At 68.3% G+C, this 16129-nt stretch carries 14 protein-coding genes and 1 pseudogene; 3 read left to right on the top strand and 12 right to left on the bottom strand.

Annotated features, from left to right (window positions below; translation table 11 throughout):
• Positions 1–8 precede the first annotated feature (8 nt).
• The 11 genes from ACIPRI_RS07490 to ltnD form a co-directional block, all read right to left on the bottom strand.
• Entirely contained in the window at positions 9–356 is a 348-nt protein-coding gene (locus tag ACIPRI_RS07490) for a cytochrome C oxidase subunit IV family protein (protein ID WP_446620787.1), read from the bottom strand.
• Positions 357–372: 16 nt separating this feature from the next.
• The gene (locus tag ACIPRI_RS07485) at positions 373–1131 is read right to left on the bottom strand and encodes a heme-copper oxidase subunit III family protein (protein WP_446620786.1); all 759 of its coding nucleotides are present in this window, start codon (positions 1129–1131) and stop codon (positions 373–375) included.
• Between the two features lie 24 nt (positions 1132–1155).
• Positions 1156–1800 (bottom strand): bb3-type cytochrome oxidase subunit III, encoded by a 645-nt coding sequence (locus ACIPRI_RS07480; protein WP_446620785.1) that lies wholly within the window; start codon positions 1798–1800, stop codon positions 1156–1158.
• Positions 1797–3569, bottom strand: a complete 1773-nt coding sequence (locus ACIPRI_RS07475) for a cytochrome c oxidase subunit I (protein WP_446620784.1) — start codon at positions 3567–3569, stop codon at positions 1797–1799. Before ACIPRI_RS07475 ends, ACIPRI_RS07480 begins: the two co-directional genes overlap by 4 nt.
• Positions 3570–3600: 31 nt before the next feature.
• Complete coding sequence (locus ACIPRI_RS07470) at positions 3601–4764, bottom strand: cytochrome c oxidase subunit II (protein ID WP_446620783.1); 1164 nt, start codon at positions 4762–4764, stop codon at positions 3601–3603.
• A gap of 17 nt (positions 4765–4781) precedes the next feature.
• Positions 4782–5291: a DUF1269 domain-containing protein gene (locus ACIPRI_RS07465; protein WP_446620782.1), complete on the bottom strand. Its 510-nt coding sequence runs from the start codon at positions 5289–5291 to the stop codon at positions 4782–4784.
• A gap of 108 nt (positions 5292–5399) precedes the next feature.
• Positions 5400–6620 (bottom strand): NAD(P)/FAD-dependent oxidoreductase, encoded by a 1221-nt coding sequence (locus ACIPRI_RS07460; RefSeq protein ID WP_446620781.1) that lies wholly within the window; start codon positions 6618–6620, stop codon positions 5400–5402.
• Positions 6621–6670: 50 nt separating this feature from the next.
• Positions 6671–7498, bottom strand: a complete 828-nt coding sequence (gene otnI / locus ACIPRI_RS07455) for a 2-oxo-tetronate isomerase (RefSeq protein WP_446620780.1) — start codon at positions 7496–7498, stop codon at positions 6671–6673.
• A 21-nt stretch (positions 7499–7519) separates the two neighbouring features.
• Positions 7520–8200: a class II aldolase/adducin family protein gene (locus ACIPRI_RS07450; protein ID WP_446620779.1), complete on the bottom strand. Its 681-nt coding sequence runs from the start codon at positions 8198–8200 to the stop codon at positions 7520–7522.
• The gene (gene otnK / locus ACIPRI_RS07445) at positions 8197–9489 is read right to left on the bottom strand and encodes a 3-oxo-tetronate kinase (protein ID WP_446620778.1); all 1293 of its coding nucleotides are present in this window, start codon (positions 9487–9489) and stop codon (positions 8197–8199) included. Before otnK ends, ACIPRI_RS07450 begins: the two co-directional genes overlap by 4 nt.
• Complete coding sequence (gene ltnD / locus ACIPRI_RS07440; RefSeq protein WP_446620777.1) at positions 9486–10415, bottom strand: L-threonate dehydrogenase; 930 nt, start codon at positions 10413–10415, stop codon at positions 9486–9488. Before ltnD ends, otnK begins: the two co-directional genes overlap by 4 nt.
• A gap of 208 nt (positions 10416–10623) precedes the next feature.
• Here ltnD and ACIPRI_RS07435 point away from each other — a divergent pair, with 208 nt between their 5' ends.
• Both ACIPRI_RS07435 and ACIPRI_RS07430 read left to right on the top strand, forming a co-directional pair.
• Positions 10624–11076, top strand: a complete 453-nt coding sequence (locus tag ACIPRI_RS07435; RefSeq protein ID WP_446620776.1) for a PaaI family thioesterase — start codon at positions 10624–10626, stop codon at positions 11074–11076.
• A 93-nt stretch (positions 11077–11169) separates the two neighbouring features.
• Positions 11170–12888: a gamma-glutamyltransferase family protein gene (locus tag ACIPRI_RS07430; protein ID WP_446620775.1), complete on the top strand. Its 1719-nt coding sequence runs from the start codon at positions 11170–11172 to the stop codon at positions 12886–12888.
• Positions 12889–12911: 23 nt separating this feature from the next.
• Here ACIPRI_RS07430 and mdeB read toward each other — a convergent pair whose 3' ends face one another.
• The gene (gene mdeB, locus ACIPRI_RS07425; RefSeq protein ID WP_446620774.1) at positions 12912–15539 is read right to left on the bottom strand and encodes an alpha-ketoglutarate dehydrogenase; all 2628 of its coding nucleotides are present in this window, start codon (positions 15537–15539) and stop codon (positions 12912–12914) included.
• 113 nt (positions 15540–15652) lie between these two features.
• Between mdeB and ACIPRI_RS07420 the strand changes: the two are divergent.
• Positions 15653–16124, top strand: a pseudogene (locus ACIPRI_RS07420) (Lrp/AsnC family transcriptional regulator).
• The last annotated feature ends 5 nt before the right edge of the window (positions 16125–16129 follow it).

Raw genomic sequence — 16129 nt, 5'->3', positions numbered from 1 at the left:
GTTTCTCGCTAGTGGAAGAACAGCATGCGCGTCACGAACGTATGCCCGCCCTCCAGCGCCATCAACCCCACCAGGATCAAGAGCGCCAGTGGCGGCAGCAAGATGGCGTAGATCAGCGCAAGTCGCTCCCAGGCCATGTGCATGAAGACGGCCACGATCAGGCCCGCCTTGAGCAGCATGAAGGTGAGGATGAGCCCCCAGCGCCAGAACCCCTGAAACTGGAAGTAGTCCACCATGTACGACAAGGTGCTCAGCACGAACAGCAGGCCCCAGACCCACAGGTAGAGCTTGATGGGATGCTGCTGGTGGTCGCCGCCCTGCTCCGTGTGTTGTTGTGCCGCTTCGGTGGTCTGCATGGCCAGCTCCTTCACTTCACCACAGGTAGAACAGCGCAAAGATGAACACCCACACCAGGTCGACGAAGTGCCAGTACAGGCCGGCGATCTCGACGATCTGGTAGTTGCCCGATTTCTCGTAGTCGCCGCGCAGCAAGCGGAAGGCAACGACGAACAGGTAGATCACGCCGCAGGTCACGTGCAGCCCGTGAAAGCCGGTGATCATGAAAAAGGCCGAGCCGAACTGCGCCGCCCCCATCGGATTGCCCCAGGGGCGTATGCCTTCTTCCAGGATCAGCTTGGACCACTCGAAGGCCTGCATGCCCACGAAGATCTCGCCGCAGGTGGCGGTCACCAGCATCAGGGTGGCGGCATTGATGCGGTCCTTGCGGTAGGCGAAGTTGACCGCCATCGCCATGGTGCCGCTGCTGCTGATGAGCACGAAGGTCATGATGGCGATCAGGAGCAGCGGCACTTCGGCCCCGCCCACGTGCAGCGCGAACACCTCGCTCGCATTGGGCCAGGAGGCCGTGGTCGAGACGCGCACCGTCATGTAGCCGATCAGGAAGCAGCTGAAGATGAAGGTGTCGCTCACCAGGAAGATCCACATCATCGCCTTGCCCCACGAGACCTTGAAGGCCTGGCGGTCGCTGGACCAGTCGGCGATGAAGCCGCGCCAGCCGTGGGCGCCCGAGACTGCATGCGCTGCATGCGTCACATGCGTCACTTGCGGCGGCACGTGGGCGATCGGCGCGGTGCCTGCAAGGTCGGTTCGTGCGGCGATGGTGCTGTCCATGATGACGACGCTCCTTCTTGTTCTTCAGGCCGTGCCGCAGATAAAGCGCGCGACTTCGGGCGTGAGCCAGCGCAGCAGGGCGAAGAGCCCCAGCCACACGGCCAGCATGAAGTGCCAGTAGCGCGCGCACAGCGCGATGCGCCAGGCGCCTGCTGCCGGATAGGCCCAGGCCGCCCACGCCGCCCAGGCCCAGCCCACCAGCCCGCCCGCGAGGTGCAGGCCATGCATCGCCGTCAGCAGGTAGAAGAAGCTGCCGGCCGGATGCGAGGTCGGCTGCACCTGCGCCGCCAGCATCACCTGCCAGGCCCACAGCTGCGACGCCAGGAACGCCAGGGCGCACAGTCCGCCCGCCAGCAGCAAGCGACGCGCGCGCCATGCGGCCGCAATGCCGACGGCCTCGCGCGCCGCGCCCGCTGCCAGCTGCAGCGCCACGCTGCCAGCCAGCAGCAGTGCGGTGCTCAGCCACAGCTGCGCCGGCAGTGACAGCGTGATGGCATCGCTGCCGCTCATGCGCATCACGTAGGCCCAGGTGAACAGCGAGAACAGCGAGGTCGCCACGCCCATGAAGACCCACAGGCCGATGCTGGCCGCCCGCGCGCGCGGATCGCGCGGGGGTGGTCCGCCGGTGGCGACCCGGGGCAGGCTGGCGGTGCCGAGTACTGCGCTCATGCTGGAACTCCTTCGCCCGCCCTTCCGCGATGGTCAGGCTCGATGCCGCCGGCTTCGGGCGGCGCGTTCTGCGCGATGTAGTCCTCCGGCGCGCCCTTCACGCCATAGGCATAGGCCCAGCGGTAGACCACCGGCAATTGCGGCCCCCAGTTGCCGTGCACCGGCGGCGTCTGCGGTGTCTGCCATTCCAGCGAGGCGGCGCGCCAGGGGTTGGCCCCCGCCGGCTTGCCGCGGAAATAGCTCCAGCCCAGATTGAAGATGAAGATGAACTGTGCGGTCGCCACGATCAGCGCCATCACGGTGATGAGCTCGTTCAGCGTATGGGCAGAGGGCGGAATGAAGGCGTAGCCCTCGAAGTGGTGATAGCGCCGCGGCATGCCCAGCACGCCCAGGTAGTGCATGGGGAAGAAGATCAGGTAGGTGCCGATGAAGGTGGTCCAGAAATGGATGTGCCCCAGCCGGTCGTCCAGCATGCGCCCGGTGACCTTCGGGTACCAGTGGTAGATGCCGCCGAAGATCACCAGCAATGGCGCCACCCCCATCACCATGTGGAAGTGCGCCACCACGAAGTAGGTGCCCGACAGCGGAATGTCCACGCTCACGTTGCCCAGGAACAGGCCGGTGAGGCCGCCGATGACGAAGGTGCACAGGAAGGCGATCGCGAACAGCATCGGCACCGTCAGGTGTATGTCGCCGCGCCACAGGGTGAGCACCCAGTTGTAGACCTTGATCGCGGTCGGCACCGCGATGATCAGCGTGGTGGTGGCGAAGAAGAAGGCGAAGTAGGGGTTCATGCCCGCCACGAACATGTGGTGCGCCCACACCACCACGCTGAGGGCCCCGATGACCACGATGGCCCAGACCATCATCCGGTAGCCGAAGATGCTCTTGCGCGCATGCACGCTGATCAGGTCCGACACGATGCCGAAGGCCGGCAGCGCCACGATGTAGACCTCCGGATGCCCGAAGAACCAGAACAGGTGCTGGAACAGGAGCGGGCTGCCGCCCTTGTAGCTGCTGACCTGCCCCATCGAGACCAGCGCCGGCATGAAGAAACTGGTGCCCAGCGTGCGGTCCAGCAGCAGCATGACGCCGCTCACGAACAGCGCCGGAAAGCCGATCAGCGCCAGGATGGTCGCAATGAAGATGCCCCACACGGTGAGCGGCATGCGCAGGAGCGTCATGCCTTCGCAGCGCGCCTGCAGCACGGTGGTGACGTAGTTCAGGCCCCCCATGGTGGTGGCCACGATGAAGATCAGGAGCGACACCAGCATCAGCACGATGCCGCCCGAATGCCCCGGCGTGCCGGGCAGGATGGATTGCGGCGGGTACAGGGTCCAGCCCGCGCCGGTGGGCCCGCCAGTCACGAAGAAGCTGGCCATCAGCACCAGCACCGACAGGAAGTAGACCCAGAACGACAGCATGTTCATGTAGGGAAACACCATGTCGCGCGCCCCCACCATGAGCGGGATCATGTAGTTGCCGAAGCCCCCCAGGAAGAGGGCCGTGAGCAGGTAGATCACCATGATCATTCCGTGCATGGTGATGAACTGGTAGTAGCGCTCGGCGTTGATGAACTCGAACACGCCCGGAAAGCCCAGCTGCAGGCGCATCAGGTTGGACAGCAGCACGCCTATCACCCCCACCGCGATGGCGACGCAGGTGTACTGCACCGCGATCACCTTGTGGTCCTGGCTCCACACATAGCGGGTCCAGAAGCTCTGCGGCCCGTGTTCCTCGGCATGGTCGGCGACATCGGCATGAGCCATGACACTTACCTTTCTCTGTGGCGTATGCGCTTCAGCGCTGCGCCTTCTGTTCGCCCGCGGCAGCCGAGGGCGGCGCATTGCCCAGCGTCTGGATGTAGGCGACCAGCGCGGAGACTTCCTCGTCGCTCAGCTCCAGCTTGGGCATCACCGGCGAAAAGCCCTTCACACGCTTGGCCTGCGGGTTGGTGATGAAGCTGCGCAGGTAGGCCTCGTCGACCAGTTCGGTCGACCCGTCGGCCATGGTCTCGTTCTTGCCGTACAGGCCCTTCCAGGTCGGGCCCACGCGCGGCGAGCCGTCGATGGTGTGGCAGCCGGCGCAGCCCTTGGCATCGGCGACCTGGCGGCCGCGCTCCACCAGCGTGCCGGCGGCGCCGCTGGGCGCGCTGGCCGTCTTGCTGGCGGCTTCCTGCGCCATCGCGAAGGTCGACAGCCCCTCCTGCCAGGCGGCGTAGGTCGGCGCTTCTTCCACCACCACGATGCCGCGCATGTCCGGATGGCCGACGCCGCACAACTGCGCGCACAGCGCCTCGTAGCGGCCCGGCACCTGCGGCGTGAACCAGAAGCGGCTGACCTGCCCCGGCACGGTGTTCATCCGCGCGCGGAACTGCGGCACGAAGAAGTCATGCAGCACGTCATGCGAACGCAGCAGCACGACCACCGGCTTGCCCACCGGCAGGTGGACTTCGTTGCCGTTCACCAGCAGGTCGTCCTTGCCCTTCGGGTCGTCCGGGTCCAGGCCGTAGGGATTGGCGGCGGTGACGAAGCGCGCGTCGGTCGCGCCCAGCTTGCCGTCGGCGCCGGGCAGGCGGAAGCGCCATTGCCATTGCTGGCTCAGCACCTCCAGCGTCAGCGCATCGCGCGGCTCGTTCACGTAGTTGGCGTAGACCAGCAGGCCCGGCGCCAGCAGCGCCGCCACCCCCACGCTGGTGCCGATGATGAGCCAGCGCTCCAGCTTCTTGTTGTCCGCCACGGCCGCCGCCTGGCCGCCGCCGTCGCGGTGCCGGAATTTCACCAGGGCATAGACCACGAAGAGGTTGATGGCGACGAAGAACAGGCCGGTGATGACCACGGTGATGGTCAGCGTGTCGTCCATCGTCTTCCAGTTGGACGCCAGCGGCGTCACCCACCAGGGGTTGAAGATGTGAAAGAGCACCGATCCGAGGACGATCAGGAGGAGCACCCAAGCCATGACCACGGGCTGCCCCCTTTTCCTCAAAGCGCGGCAAGCGCGTCCTCGCCCTCGAAATGGGCTTCAGGATGCGTTCTTGCCAACATGGTTTCGATGGCCTGCACGCGCTCGCGCGGCAGGTCGACCATCAACAGGATCTGGCCGGCGGCCAGCGCGCCTTCGAAGCGCGCCAGCCGCTGGCTGGGGATGGAGATGCCCACCATGCTGGCGGACCAGGCACCCATCAGCCCGCCCAGCAGCACCAGCATGGCCGCGAGCTCCCAGGCCATGTTGTCTTCAACCAGAGGAAAGAGCGCAGCGGCCGCCAGGCCGACCAGCGCACCCAGGGCGCAACCGATCAAAAGGCCGGTCTTGGCCGCATGCACCACGTCGGAGGTCTGCCAGATATTGGCTGCGTGCAGGTCCGCCAGGTCAACGCCCTCGGCGGCGGCAAAATGAATGCGCGCACTTTCCACGTCCGCCTGAAGCAGATCGAGCATTGCCCGCCTGGCGCTTGCCAGGTTCGGCATGAGCCAATAGATGCGTCGCCTCACGTGCCCTCCTTCGGGCCGTCTGGCGATGGCCCAAAAAGAAAACTACTGTTACTTATAGGCCACAGTGCGGCCGGTGGCAAGCGGGGCCCGGCAAGCCCCTGCCGATCCTCAGCCCAGCGGCAGCAGCAGGCGCAGCAAACCCTGGGCGCTCGCCAGGCGGCCCGGGTCCTGGCTTTCGTCCAGGACGCCGGCCAGGCGCGCCGCGACGGCCGGGCAGCGGCGCGCGCGCCAGACCAGGAAATCCACCATCCAGGGGCGCTCGTTGAAACGGTTGGCCAGTTCGTAGGCCGCAAAACGGGGTTTGAGTGCAAGCAGCTCGGCTTCGTAAGCGGCGCACACCTGCGCGTCGCCGCCATGACGCTGCCGGGCGATGGCCTCGCCCGCCGCCAAGCCGCTTTCCATGGCCTTGCCGATGCCTTCGCCGGTGAAGAGATAGGTGCTGCCCGCCGCCTCGCCCGCCACCAGCAGGCCGGGGCGCGAGAACGCGGTGCCGGCCAGGGAGCAGCGCAGCGGCGCGCCCTTCGGCTCGCCCAGCGGCGTGCCGCCTTGCATCAGCGCGCGCGCCGGCTCGTGGACCTGCTGGAAGGCGGCCAGCAGCTCGCGCAGATTGGGCGCGCCCCGGGCCTGCTCGCGGCCCTGGCCGTGCATGTAGCCCACGCCGATGTTGAAGCGCCCGCCCCCGCCCGGAAAGATCCAGCCGTAGCCGCCGCGCAAGGCGCGGTGCCACACCACCTGCAGGCCGCTGATGTGCGCCGCCATGGCCGGGCAGTGCACATGGCCGCGCAGCGCCATTCCGCTGGGCGCGCGGCGCCGGCACACGCCGGCGGCCTCCAGCGCCTTGGCATCCGCCCCGGTGGCCAGCACGGTCCAGCGCGCCCGCGCCTGCCGCACGGCCTCGCCATGGCGCAGCCGGGCGCCGGCCACCCGCCCATCCGCATGAAGCAGCGGCGCCTCGAAGCGCGCCGGGGCCAGCCAGCGGGCACCGGCATCGACGGCGGCCTGGCGCAGCAACTCGTCGAGCTCGCGGCGCGCCAGCACCGCCAGTTGCGCCGGCAAGGCGAGCTGGCCGCCGCGCGGCGCAAAGCAATCGAGCCGGCTGGCGGGGGCGGCGCGCGCCAGCACCGCATCGGCCAGGCCCAGGCGCGCCAGCGCCTGCAGCGCGTCGGGGATCAGGCCGTCGCCGCAAACTTTGTCGCGTGGAAATTCATGCCGGTCGCACAAGAGCACGTCGAGGCCGGCGCGTGCCAGCAGGATGGCGCAGGCGCTGCCGGCGGGGCCGGCGCCGATCACCAGCACGTCGCAATCGAAGGAGGCACAAGCGTCGGACATGGCGGGCAGACCCGTGCGCGACTGCGCCCTGCGTCAGGTCTCGCGCAGCATCAGGCCGACAGCCCTTGTTCGCGGCGCTTGCGCAGCCAGGCCAGGCCATCCGAGCTGCCGTTCGCAACCGCGCCGCGCGCCGGCCGGTATTCGCAGCCGACCCAACCTTGCCAGCCGCAGGCGGCGGCCACTTCATCGATCACCTCGAACAGGTAGTCGTGGTTGAGCTCGCCGATGTCGGGCTCATGGCGCTGCGGCACGCCGGCAATCTGGAAGTGGCCGACCTGGCCGGTGGGCAGGTACTTGCGGATCTTCATCGCCACGTCGCCCTCGACGATCTGGCAGTGGTACAGGTCCATCTGCACCTTCAGGTTGGGCGCGCCGACGGCGCGCACGATCTCGTGCGCATGGTCCTGGCGATTGAGAAAGAAGCGCGGGATGTCGCGCGTGTTGATCGGCTCGATCAGCACGTCCAGGCCGGCCTTGGCGGCCTCCTGCGCGGCCCATTGCAGGTTGGCCACGTAGGCGGGCTGCACCGCGTCGCGTTCCTGGCCTTCGGGCAGCAGGCCGGCCATCAGGTGGATGCGCGGGCAATCGAGCGCCTGCGCGTAGTCGATGGCCTTCAATACGCCTTCGCGGAACTCCGCTTCCCGTCCGGGCAGGCAGGCCAGGCCGCGCTCGCCGCCGTCCCAGTCGCCGGGCGGGCCGTTGAACAGCACCTGCTGCAGGCCGTTGGCCTGCAGGCGCGCCTTCAGCTCGCGCCGCTCATAGGGGTAGGGAAAGAGGTATTCGACGGCGCGAAAACCATCGCGCGCGGCGGCTTCGAAGCGGTCCAGGAAATCGAGCTCCGGATAGAGCATCGACAGGTTGGCAGCGAACTGGGGCATGTCTTTTTTTCCGTGCAAGTCTTACCAGGATGCGCCGAAGGTCTGGCGCAATTCTTCGATCTGCTGCGCCGACAGGGGCGCGACGGCGCGGCCATGCATCCACAAAAGGCGCGCGCTTTCTTCCAACTCTTCCAGCACCGCCATGGCGGCGGCCGGCGAGTCGTGCCAGACGTTGGGGCCCAGGCGATCCAGCATGACGGCGCGAATCGGCTTGGCCTGCGCGCCGTAGAGCTCGATCGCCTTGGCCACGGCGTCGACCGCCTCGCGGGCGCCCGGCCGCTGGTAGGCGATGCGCGGCACATGGCCCACCTTCATCACGAAGTAGGGGGTGATGGCGGGCAGCAGCTCTTCCTGCGCCGACAGCGCATCGTCCAGCGTGAGCGCGACGCAGTGGGTGGAATGGGTGTGGATCACGCAGCGCGTGCCGGCCGTGGCCGCAAAGCGCCCAGCGGCCTCGTAGATGCGGGCGTGCAGCGCGATGGTCTTGCTGGCGCGGTCGCCGCCGGTCTGCGCCAGCCTCGCGTCGAGCCGGGCCAGCCGTGCCGGATCGAGAAAGCCCAGGCAGGCATCGGTGGGCGTGATGAGAAAACCGCCGTCATCCAGCCGCACGCTGATGTTGCCGGCACTGGCATGCACATAGCCGCGCTCGAACAGGCTGCGGCCGATGCGGGCGATCTCGTCGCGGGCTTGGTTCTCGTTCATGCGCCGCCTGACTGGACCGCGAAGGCCTTGCTAAAGAAATCGTCGGTGCCGAAGTTGCCCGACTTCAAGGCCAGGCGCAGGCCCACGCCGCCGGCCGCTTGCGCCGGCGCGTGGCACCACGGCACGCCGGGGTCGATCTGCGCGCCGATCTGCATCTGGGCGATGCCCAGGGCCTGCACGCAAGCGCCGGAGGTTTCGCCGCCGGCCACCACCAGTTGCCGCACGCCGAGCTGGCCGACCAGGCCGCGGGCGATGGCGGCGATGCAGCGTTCGACCAGCGCACCGGCCTCGTCCACGCCCAGCCGGCCCTGCACCGACTTCACCGCGTCGCTCTGCGCGGTGGAATAGACGAGCACCGGGCCGTCCTCGAGCCGCGGCGCGGCCCAGGCCAGGGCCTGCTGCGCCAGCGCGTCGCTGCCTTCCTCTGCGATGCGCAGCGGGTCGAGGGCCAGCGCGGGCCGGCCCGCTTCGTCGATGAAGTGCCGCACCTGCCGGTTGGTGGCCAGTGAGCAGCTGCCGGACACCACCGCTTGAAAGCCGGGCGCCGGCGGCAGCGCGCCGGCGGTGGAAGAGGGCGCCAGGCCGAAGTTGGCCGGCAGGCCGATGGCCACGCCGGAGCCGGCCGTCACCAGGGGCATGCCCGCCAGCGCCGGGCCCAGGCGCAGCAGGTCGTCGTTGGACAGCGCATCGACGATGGCAATGCCCACGCCTTCGGCGCGCAGTTGCGCAATGCGCTCGCGAATTGCATCGGCGCCGCGCGCCACCACCCGGTAGTCGATCAGACCGACCTTGCGCCGCGCCGTGGTCTGCGCCTGCAGCACGCGCACCAGGTTGGCGTCCGTCATCGGCGTGAGCGGATGGTCTCGCATGCCGCTTTCGCTAAGCAGCACGTCGCCGGCAAAGAGGTAGCCCTTGAAGACCGTGCGCTGATTGTCCGGAAAGGCCGGGGTGGCGATGGTGAAATCGATCTTCAAGGCGTCCATCAGCGCCTCGGTCACCGGGCCGATGTTGCCTTCGGGCGTGCTGTCGAAGGTGGAGCAGTACTTGAAGTAGATCTGCTGCGCGCCTTGTGCTTGCAGCCAGCGCAGGGCGGCCAGCGATTGGTCCACGGCTTGCGCGGCGGGGATGGTGCGGGACTTGAGGGCCACCACGATGGCATCGACGTCTGCAGTGGGCGCAGATGGAACGCCGATGGCCTGGACCACGCGCATGCCGGCGCGCACCAGGTTGTTGGCCAGATCGGTGGCGCCGGTGAAATCGTCGGCAATGCAGCCCAGCTTGATCGTCATGAGGTCTTCTTCTTCGTCATCGTCGTCGGGGCGGGCAGCTCGATGCCCGGAAAGATCTTGATCACCGCGCTGTCGTCTTCCCTGGCAAAGCCTGCCGTGGAAGCCTGCATGAACATCTGGTGTGCGGTCGAGGCCAGCGGCAGCGGAAACTTGCTGGCGCGCGCGGTGTCGAGCACCAGGCCCAGGTCCTTCACGAAGATGTCGACGGCCGACAGCGGCGTGTAGTCGCCGGCCAGCACATGGGCCATGCGGTTCTCGAACATCCAGCTGTTGCCGGCGCTGTGGGTGATGACCTCGTACAGCGCATCGGCCGCCACGCCTTCGCGCAGGCCCAGCGCCATGGCCTCGGCGGCGGCGGCGATGTGCACGCCGGCCAGCAGCTGGTTGATGATCTTCACCTTGCTGCCGGCGCCGGCCCGGTCCCCCAGGCGGTAGACCTTGCCGGCCATGGCGTCCAGCAGGGCGCCGGCCTTGGCATAGGCCTCGGGCCGGGCCGACGACATCACCGTCATCTGGCCGCTCGCGGCCTTGGCGGCGCCGCCGGATATGGGCGCATCGATGTAGTGGAGGCCCAGCGCCTGCAGCCGTTCTTCCAGCGCGATCGACCAGTTCGGGTCCACGGTAGAGCACATGACGAACACGCTGCCCGGCTTCATGGCGGCGGCCGCGCCCTGGGCGCCGAACAGCACCTCTTCGGTCTGCTGCGCATTCACCACCACGCTGACGATCAGCTCGCACTGCGCCGCCAGCTGCGCCGGGCTGTCGTGCGCCGTGCCGCCCTCGGCGGCAAAGGCGGCCGCGGCGCCGGGGCGCGCATCGCACACATGCAGCTGATAGCCGGCACGCCGCAAGGTGGCGGCGATCCCGGTGCCCATGGCGCCCAGGCCGATCAGGCCGGCGGTCTTGTTGGCATCTGCGTCAGTCATGGCAAGCGGTCTTTCTGCATGGGAAGGGGCCTGCGCGGAACGCGTGCAGGCCGAAGGCAGTATAGGAGCCGCGCTTGGCCCACGCGCCATCGGCCGGCCCGCAGAAACGGTGTCGGCGCGGGCCGACGTCGCGCAGGTGATTGCGAGCGCCGGCAGGCGGTGGGAGGCTTGCCGCAGGCGCATGAATTGCGCAACCAAGGAGCTTTGCATGAACCAAGCCGAACGGGTGCGGCACGCCGTGCTGGCGATGCCGATGGCCCAGACCCTGCAACTGGCTTTTCGCCGCCTCGAGGCCGGCGAATCGGAAATCGAGATACCGGTGCTCGACGCCTTCTGCTTCCGGCCCGGCCAGCTGCAGGCGACCGCCGTGTTTGCGGTGGCGGATTTCGCCGCGGTGTCTGCAGCGGGCACGCTGCTGCCGCCAGGCTGGATCAACGCCACCATCGACGGCACCCTGAAGCTGCTGGCGCCGGCGTGCGGCAGCCATCTGCGCGCGCGGGGCCGCGTGGTGAACGCCAGCCGCTTGCTGACCATCTGCGCCGCGGAGGTGTACGCGGTGAACGACGATGGACAGGAGCAGCTGTGCGCAACCCTGCTCGGAACCGCCCGCAACATCGACGCCGCTGCAGCCAAGCCCGTGACCATTCATGCCGCGAATTGAGTCCATCAGCGCGGGTCGATAGACAGTGCGTGCCACTCCTTCCTACCCTTCGCGGGTCGCCGGATCGACCGGACACGGATGGAGTGGGACAGCATGGACACATTTCTTCAAGCGTTCGGATCGACGTCTTCGGGACTGTCGCGCCGCAGCGTTCTCCTGGGTGGCGCCGCCCTCGCCGGTACCGCCGCGTTGCCGCGTTCGGTGCGCGCGCAGGCTGCAGCGGCGATGCCCTCGGGCAAGCTGGCGCGCTCGTCGGCCGGCATGGTCACCAGCCCGCACGAACTGGCGAGCCAGGCGGGCCTCGAAGTGCTGCAGGCCGGCGGCAATGCCATCGAGGCGGCCATCGCCATCGGCGCGGCACTGTGCGTGACCTACCCGCACTTCTCGGGCATCGGCGGCGATGCCTTCTGGGTGATCGGTGACCGCAAGGGCAATCTGCGCACGCTCTCCGGCGCCGGGCAGGCCGCGGCGCAGCCGCTGAACTACAGCGGATCGATCCCCGTGCGGGGACCGGGCTCGGCGCTGACCGCCGCCGCGGCCATCGACACCTGGGATCAGGCCTACGATTTCAGCCGCAAATCGTGGGGCGGGCGGCAGGCCTGGAGCGCCTTGTTCAAGCGGGCCATCGAGCATGCGGCGAACGGCTTTCCCGTCACGCCTTCGCAGCGTTTCTGGCAGGCGTTCCGCGCCAAGGAACTGGGCGGCTGGCCGGGCTTCGCGCCGGTCTTCATGCCGGGCGGACGCATGCCCGAAGTGGGCCAGACCTTCCGCCAGCCGCAGTTGGCGCGCACGCTCGACAGGATCGCCGCCAACGGCGCCCGCGAGTTCTACGAAGGCGAGACCGCGTGGCGCCTGGCCAATGGCCTCAAGCAGCTGGGCTCGCCGCTCACCGCGCAGGATCTGGCGCGCTGCCGGGCACGCGACGAAATGCCGCTGCGGGTTGGCTACCGCGGCGGCGAACTGGTCGGCCTGCGCCCGCCCACACAGGGTGTCACGACCCTCGAGATCATGGGCATCCTCGAGCGCTTCAACCTCAGGCGATACGCCGAAGGCAGCGCGGACTACTACCACCTGCTGGTCGAGGCGGTGAAGCTTGCCTTCATCGACCGCAACCGCTACGTCGCCGACCCGGAATACGTGGACGCGCCGGTGATGCGGATGCTCTCCAAGGACAACCTCGATGCGCTGGCCAGGCGCATCCGCATGGACACGGCGATGCCCTGGCCGCAGGTCTTCAAGCCCGCGGACACCGTCTACATCGGCGCCGCCGATCGCGAAGGGCGGTGCGTGAGCGTGCTGCAGACGGTGTATTTCGACTGGGGCAGCGGCGTGGTGGTGGGCGACACCGGCGTGCTGTGGCACAACCGCGGCGCGTCGTTCACGCTCGACCCCAAGCACCACAACGTGCTGCAGCCGGGCAAGCGCCCGTTCCATACCCTCAACCCCGGCATGTACCTGCGCGATGGGCGCCCCAACATCCTTTATGGCACGCAAGGCGCCGATGGCCAGCCGCAGACGCTTTCCGCCGTGCTCACGCGGCTGATCGACTACGGCATGGACCCGCTCACCGCGCTGGCGCGGCCGCGCTTCCTGCTGGGGCGCACCTTCTCCGACACGCGCGACAGCCTCAAGCTCGAGCGGGACGCGGGCGACGAAGTGTTCAAGGCGCTGTCGGCGCGGGGCCACGAGATGAGCCCGATCGACGCGCAAAGCCCGCTGGCCGGTCATCCGGGCGTGATCCGCATCGATGCGGACGGCAGCATGAGCGGCGCGCATGACCCGCGCAGCGACGGCATCGCGCTTGGCGTGTAGGACCGCGGGCTTGCGCCAGCGACTCAGGCGGCGAGGGCGGTCAGTGCCCGCCGGGCAGCCGCCGCGATGCTGTGCGCATCCACCCCGAAGAAGCGGCGCAAGGCAGCGCGCGTATCGCTGCGCCCGAATCCGTCCGTGCCCAGCGTGACGTAGCGCCGCCCTTCGGGCACATACGCGCGGATGCTCTCGGGGACGGCCCGCACATAGTCGGTGGCGGCGATCACCGGCCCCGTGGCCGCAGCCAACTGCCGCGCGACGAAGGGCGTGGCGCCATCCGCCTCGCAGGCCTGTCCATCGCGCGCCAGTTCGCTCCAGCTCGTGACGCTGAACACCTCGGCGCCAATGCCCTCGTCAGCCAGCAGCTGCGCGGCCTTGATGACCTCGGTGAGGATCGCGCCAGAACCCATCAACGTGACGCGCTTCGCCGCCGCATCCGGCCCATGGGCGCCGAAGCGGTAGCAGCCGCGCAGCACATCGCCATGCACCTCGCGCGGCAAGTCAGGCTGCGCGTAGTTCTCGTTCATCAGGGTGACGTAGTAGAAGACGTCCTTCTGCTCGATCAGCATCTCGCGCATGCCGGCATCGACGATCACCGCCATCTCGCCGGCAAAGGCCGGGTCCCAGGCCTTGCAGTTGGGAATGGTGGCGGCCACCAGGTGGCTGCTGCCGTCCTGGTGCTGCAGGCCTTCGCCGCCCAAGGTGGTGCGGCCCGACGTGGCGCCCAGCAGGAAGCCGCGGGCGCGCTGATCGGCGGCGGCCCAGATCGCATCGCCCACGCGCTGGAAGCCGAACATCGAGTAGTAGATGTAGAAGGGCAGCATCGCCAGGCCGTGCACGCTGTAGCTGGTGGCCGCCGCCGTCCAGCTGGCAATGGCGCCGGCCTCGCTGATGCCTTCTTCCAGAATCTGGCCGTCGGTGGCCTCGCGGTAGCTCAGCACCGAGCCGATGTCTTCCGGCGCATAGCGCTGGCCCACGCTGGAATAGATGCCCACCTGCTTGAACAGGTTGGCCATGCCGAAGGTGCGTGCCTCGTCGGCCACGATGGGCACGATGCGCGGGCCCAGGCTGGCGTCCTTCAGCAGGTTGCCCAGCATGCGCACGAAGGCCATGGTGGTGCTCATCTCCTTGCCGGCGGCGGCGACAGCGAACTGCGCATAGCCGGCCAGCGGCGGCACCGGCACCGCGTCACACGCGGTCTCGCGGCGCGGCATGCTCCCGCCCAGTTGCGCGCGGCGCTCCTTCAGATAGCGCATCTCGGCGCTGTCCTCGGCTGGCTTGTAGAAGGTCAGCGAGGTGGCCTGTTCGTCCGTCAGCGGCAGGTTGAAGCGGTTGCGAAAGGCCAGGAGCTCGGCGTCGTCCAGCTTCTTCTGCGAATGCGTGGTCATCTTGCCCTGGCCGGCCGTGCCCATGCCGTAGCCCTTCTTGGTGTGCGCCAGGATCACCGTGGGCTGGCCGCGGTGCGCGGCCGCTGCGGCGTAAGCGGCATGGATCTTCACGAGGTCGTGGCCGCCGCGCTTGAGGCGATCGATCTGCTCGTCGGTCATGCCTTGGGCAAGCCTTGCCAGCGCCTCGTTCTGGCCGAAGAAGTTCTCGCGGTTGAAGCGGCCGTCCTTGGCGGCGAAGGTCTGCATCTGGCCGTCCACCGTGTCGGCGAAGGCGCGAGCCAGGGCGCCGCTGGTGTCGCGGGCGAACAGGCCGTCCCAGTCGCTGCCCCAGACCAGCTTGATGACGTTCCAGCCGGCCCCGGCAAAGAGCTTCTCCAGCTCGTCGATGATGCGGCCGTTGCCGCGCACCGGGCCGTCCAGGCGCTGCAGGTTGCAGTTGACCACCCACACCAGGTTGTCGAGCTTTTCGCGCGCGGCCAGGGTGAGGGCGCTCATCGATTCGGGCTCGTCCATCTCGCCGTCGCCGAACACGCCCCACACCTTTCGCCCATGGCAGTCGAGCAGGCCGCGGTGCGTGAGGTAGCGCATGAAGCGCGCGTGGTAGATCGAGCTGATCGGGCCAATGCCCATGGAGCCGGTCGGGAACTGCCAGAAATCGGGCATCAGCCAGGGATGCGGATAGCTGCAGAGGCCCCGCGCGCCTTCGGCCACCTCGATTTCCTGGCGATAGTGCTTGAGGTCTTCCTCGCGCAGGCGCCCTTCGAGGAAAGCGCGCGAATACACGCCCGGCGCGCTGTGCGGCTGGAAGAACACGAGGTCGCCCTTGTGAGCCGCATCCCTTGCATGGAAGAAATGATTGAAGCCCACCTCGAACAGATCCGCCGCGCTGGCATAGCTGGCGATGTGGCCGCCCAGCTCGCCGTAAGCCTGGTTGGCGCGCACCACCATCGCCAACGCGTTCCAGCGCATCAGCGAGCCCAGGCGCTCCTCGGTGGCAAGGTCGCCGGGGAAGGCCGGCTGCGCCTCGACGGGAATGGTGTTGACATAAGGCGTGCCGAGCTCGGGCTGCCAGCCGATCTGCCGTTGGCGCGCCAGCAGCGCCAGCTCGTCGAGCATGAAGCGGGCACGCTCCGGGCCGTGCGCCTCGACCAGCGCGGCAAAAGCCTCGCGCCATTCCGCACTCTCGGCGGGATCGGGGTCTTCGACTTGCGAGGCAGGCATGTCCATGAGGGCGCGCAGATGCTCGGGGTGCAGTGGGGCGTTCATAGTGCCGCACTTTAGGCCGCTTGCATCGAAATGAGATGCCGATCCAAGCCGCCAGACGCGACCATTGCAGCATAAACTGCCGCCATTCCAGCATCCAAGGAAATGTTGTCGCCATGAAGCTCGACGCGCTCGACCTGCGCATCCTCGATGAACTGCAGCAGGACGGCGCCCTGTCCAACGTGGAACTGGCGCCGGGTGCAGCTCTCGCCCTCGCCGTGCCTGGCGCGGGTGAAGGCGCTGGAGGCGGCCGGCGTGATCGACCGCTACGTGGCCATCGCCAACCCGCAGGCGCTGGGCCTGGGGCTGAACGTGTTCATCTCGATCAGCCTCACGTCGCAAAACAAGGCATCGCTGGCCGCTTTCGAGCAGCGCATCGCCGAGCACGAGGAAGTGATGGAGTGCTACCTCATGACCGGCGACAGCGACTACCTGATCCGCGTCGCGGTGGCCGACATCGCGGCGCTGGAGAAGTTCATCCTGGAACAGCTCACGCCGATTGCCGGCATTGAAAAAATCCGATCCAGCTTTGCGCTGAAACAGGTGCGCTACAAGACCGCGCTGCCGTTGCCGGCGGCGCGGTCTTGAGCGCG

The organism is Variovorax sp. LARHSF232, from assembly GCF_052871435.1.
The sequence above is the reverse complement of the archived record's forward strand: the minus strand, read 5'-3'. Positions and strand labels throughout refer to the sequence as shown.

Bases quoted from the DNA above. Each gene is read 5' to 3' on its own strand.
- ACIPRI_RS07485 (WP_446620786.1), bottom strand. From the start codon at position 1,131: ATGGACAGCACCATCGCCGCACGAACCGACCTTGCAGGCACCGCGCCG.
- ACIPRI_RS07460 (WP_446620781.1), bottom strand. From the start codon at position 6,620: ATGTCCGACGCTTGTGCCTCCTTCGATTGCGACGTGCTGGTGATCGGC.
- ACIPRI_RS07435 (WP_446620776.1), top strand. From the start codon at position 10,624: ATGAACCAAGCCGAACGGGTGCGGCACGCCGTGCTGGCGATGCCGATG.
- otnI (WP_446620780.1), bottom strand. From the start codon at position 7,498: ATGCCCCAGTTCGCTGCCAACCTGTCGATGCTCTATCCGGAGCTCGAT.
- mdeB (WP_446620774.1), bottom strand. From the start codon at position 15,539: ATGAACGCCCCACTGCACCCCGAGCATCTGCGCGCCCTCATGGACATG.
- ltnD (WP_446620777.1), bottom strand. From the start codon at position 10,415: ATGACTGACGCAGATGCCAACAAGACCGCCGGCCTGATCGGCCTGGGC.
- ACIPRI_RS07430 (WP_446620775.1), top strand. From the start codon at position 11,170: ATGGACACATTTCTTCAAGCGTTCGGATCGACGTCTTCGGGACTGTCG.
- ACIPRI_RS07450 (WP_446620779.1), bottom strand. From the start codon at position 8,200: ATGAACGAGAACCAAGCCCGCGACGAGATCGCCCGCATCGGCCGCAGC.
- ACIPRI_RS07490 (WP_446620787.1), bottom strand. From the start codon at position 356: ATGCAGACCACCGAAGCGGCACAACAACACACGGAGCAGGGCGGCGAC.
- otnK (WP_446620778.1), bottom strand. From the start codon at position 9,489: ATGACGATCAAGCTGGGCTGCATTGCCGACGATTTCACCGGCGCCACC.
- ACIPRI_RS07475 (WP_446620784.1), bottom strand. From the start codon at position 3,569: ATGGCTCATGCCGATGTCGCCGACCATGCCGAGGAACACGGGCCGCAG.
- ACIPRI_RS07480 (WP_446620785.1), bottom strand. From the start codon at position 1,800: ATGAGCGCAGTACTCGGCACCGCCAGCCTGCCCCGGGTCGCCACCGGC.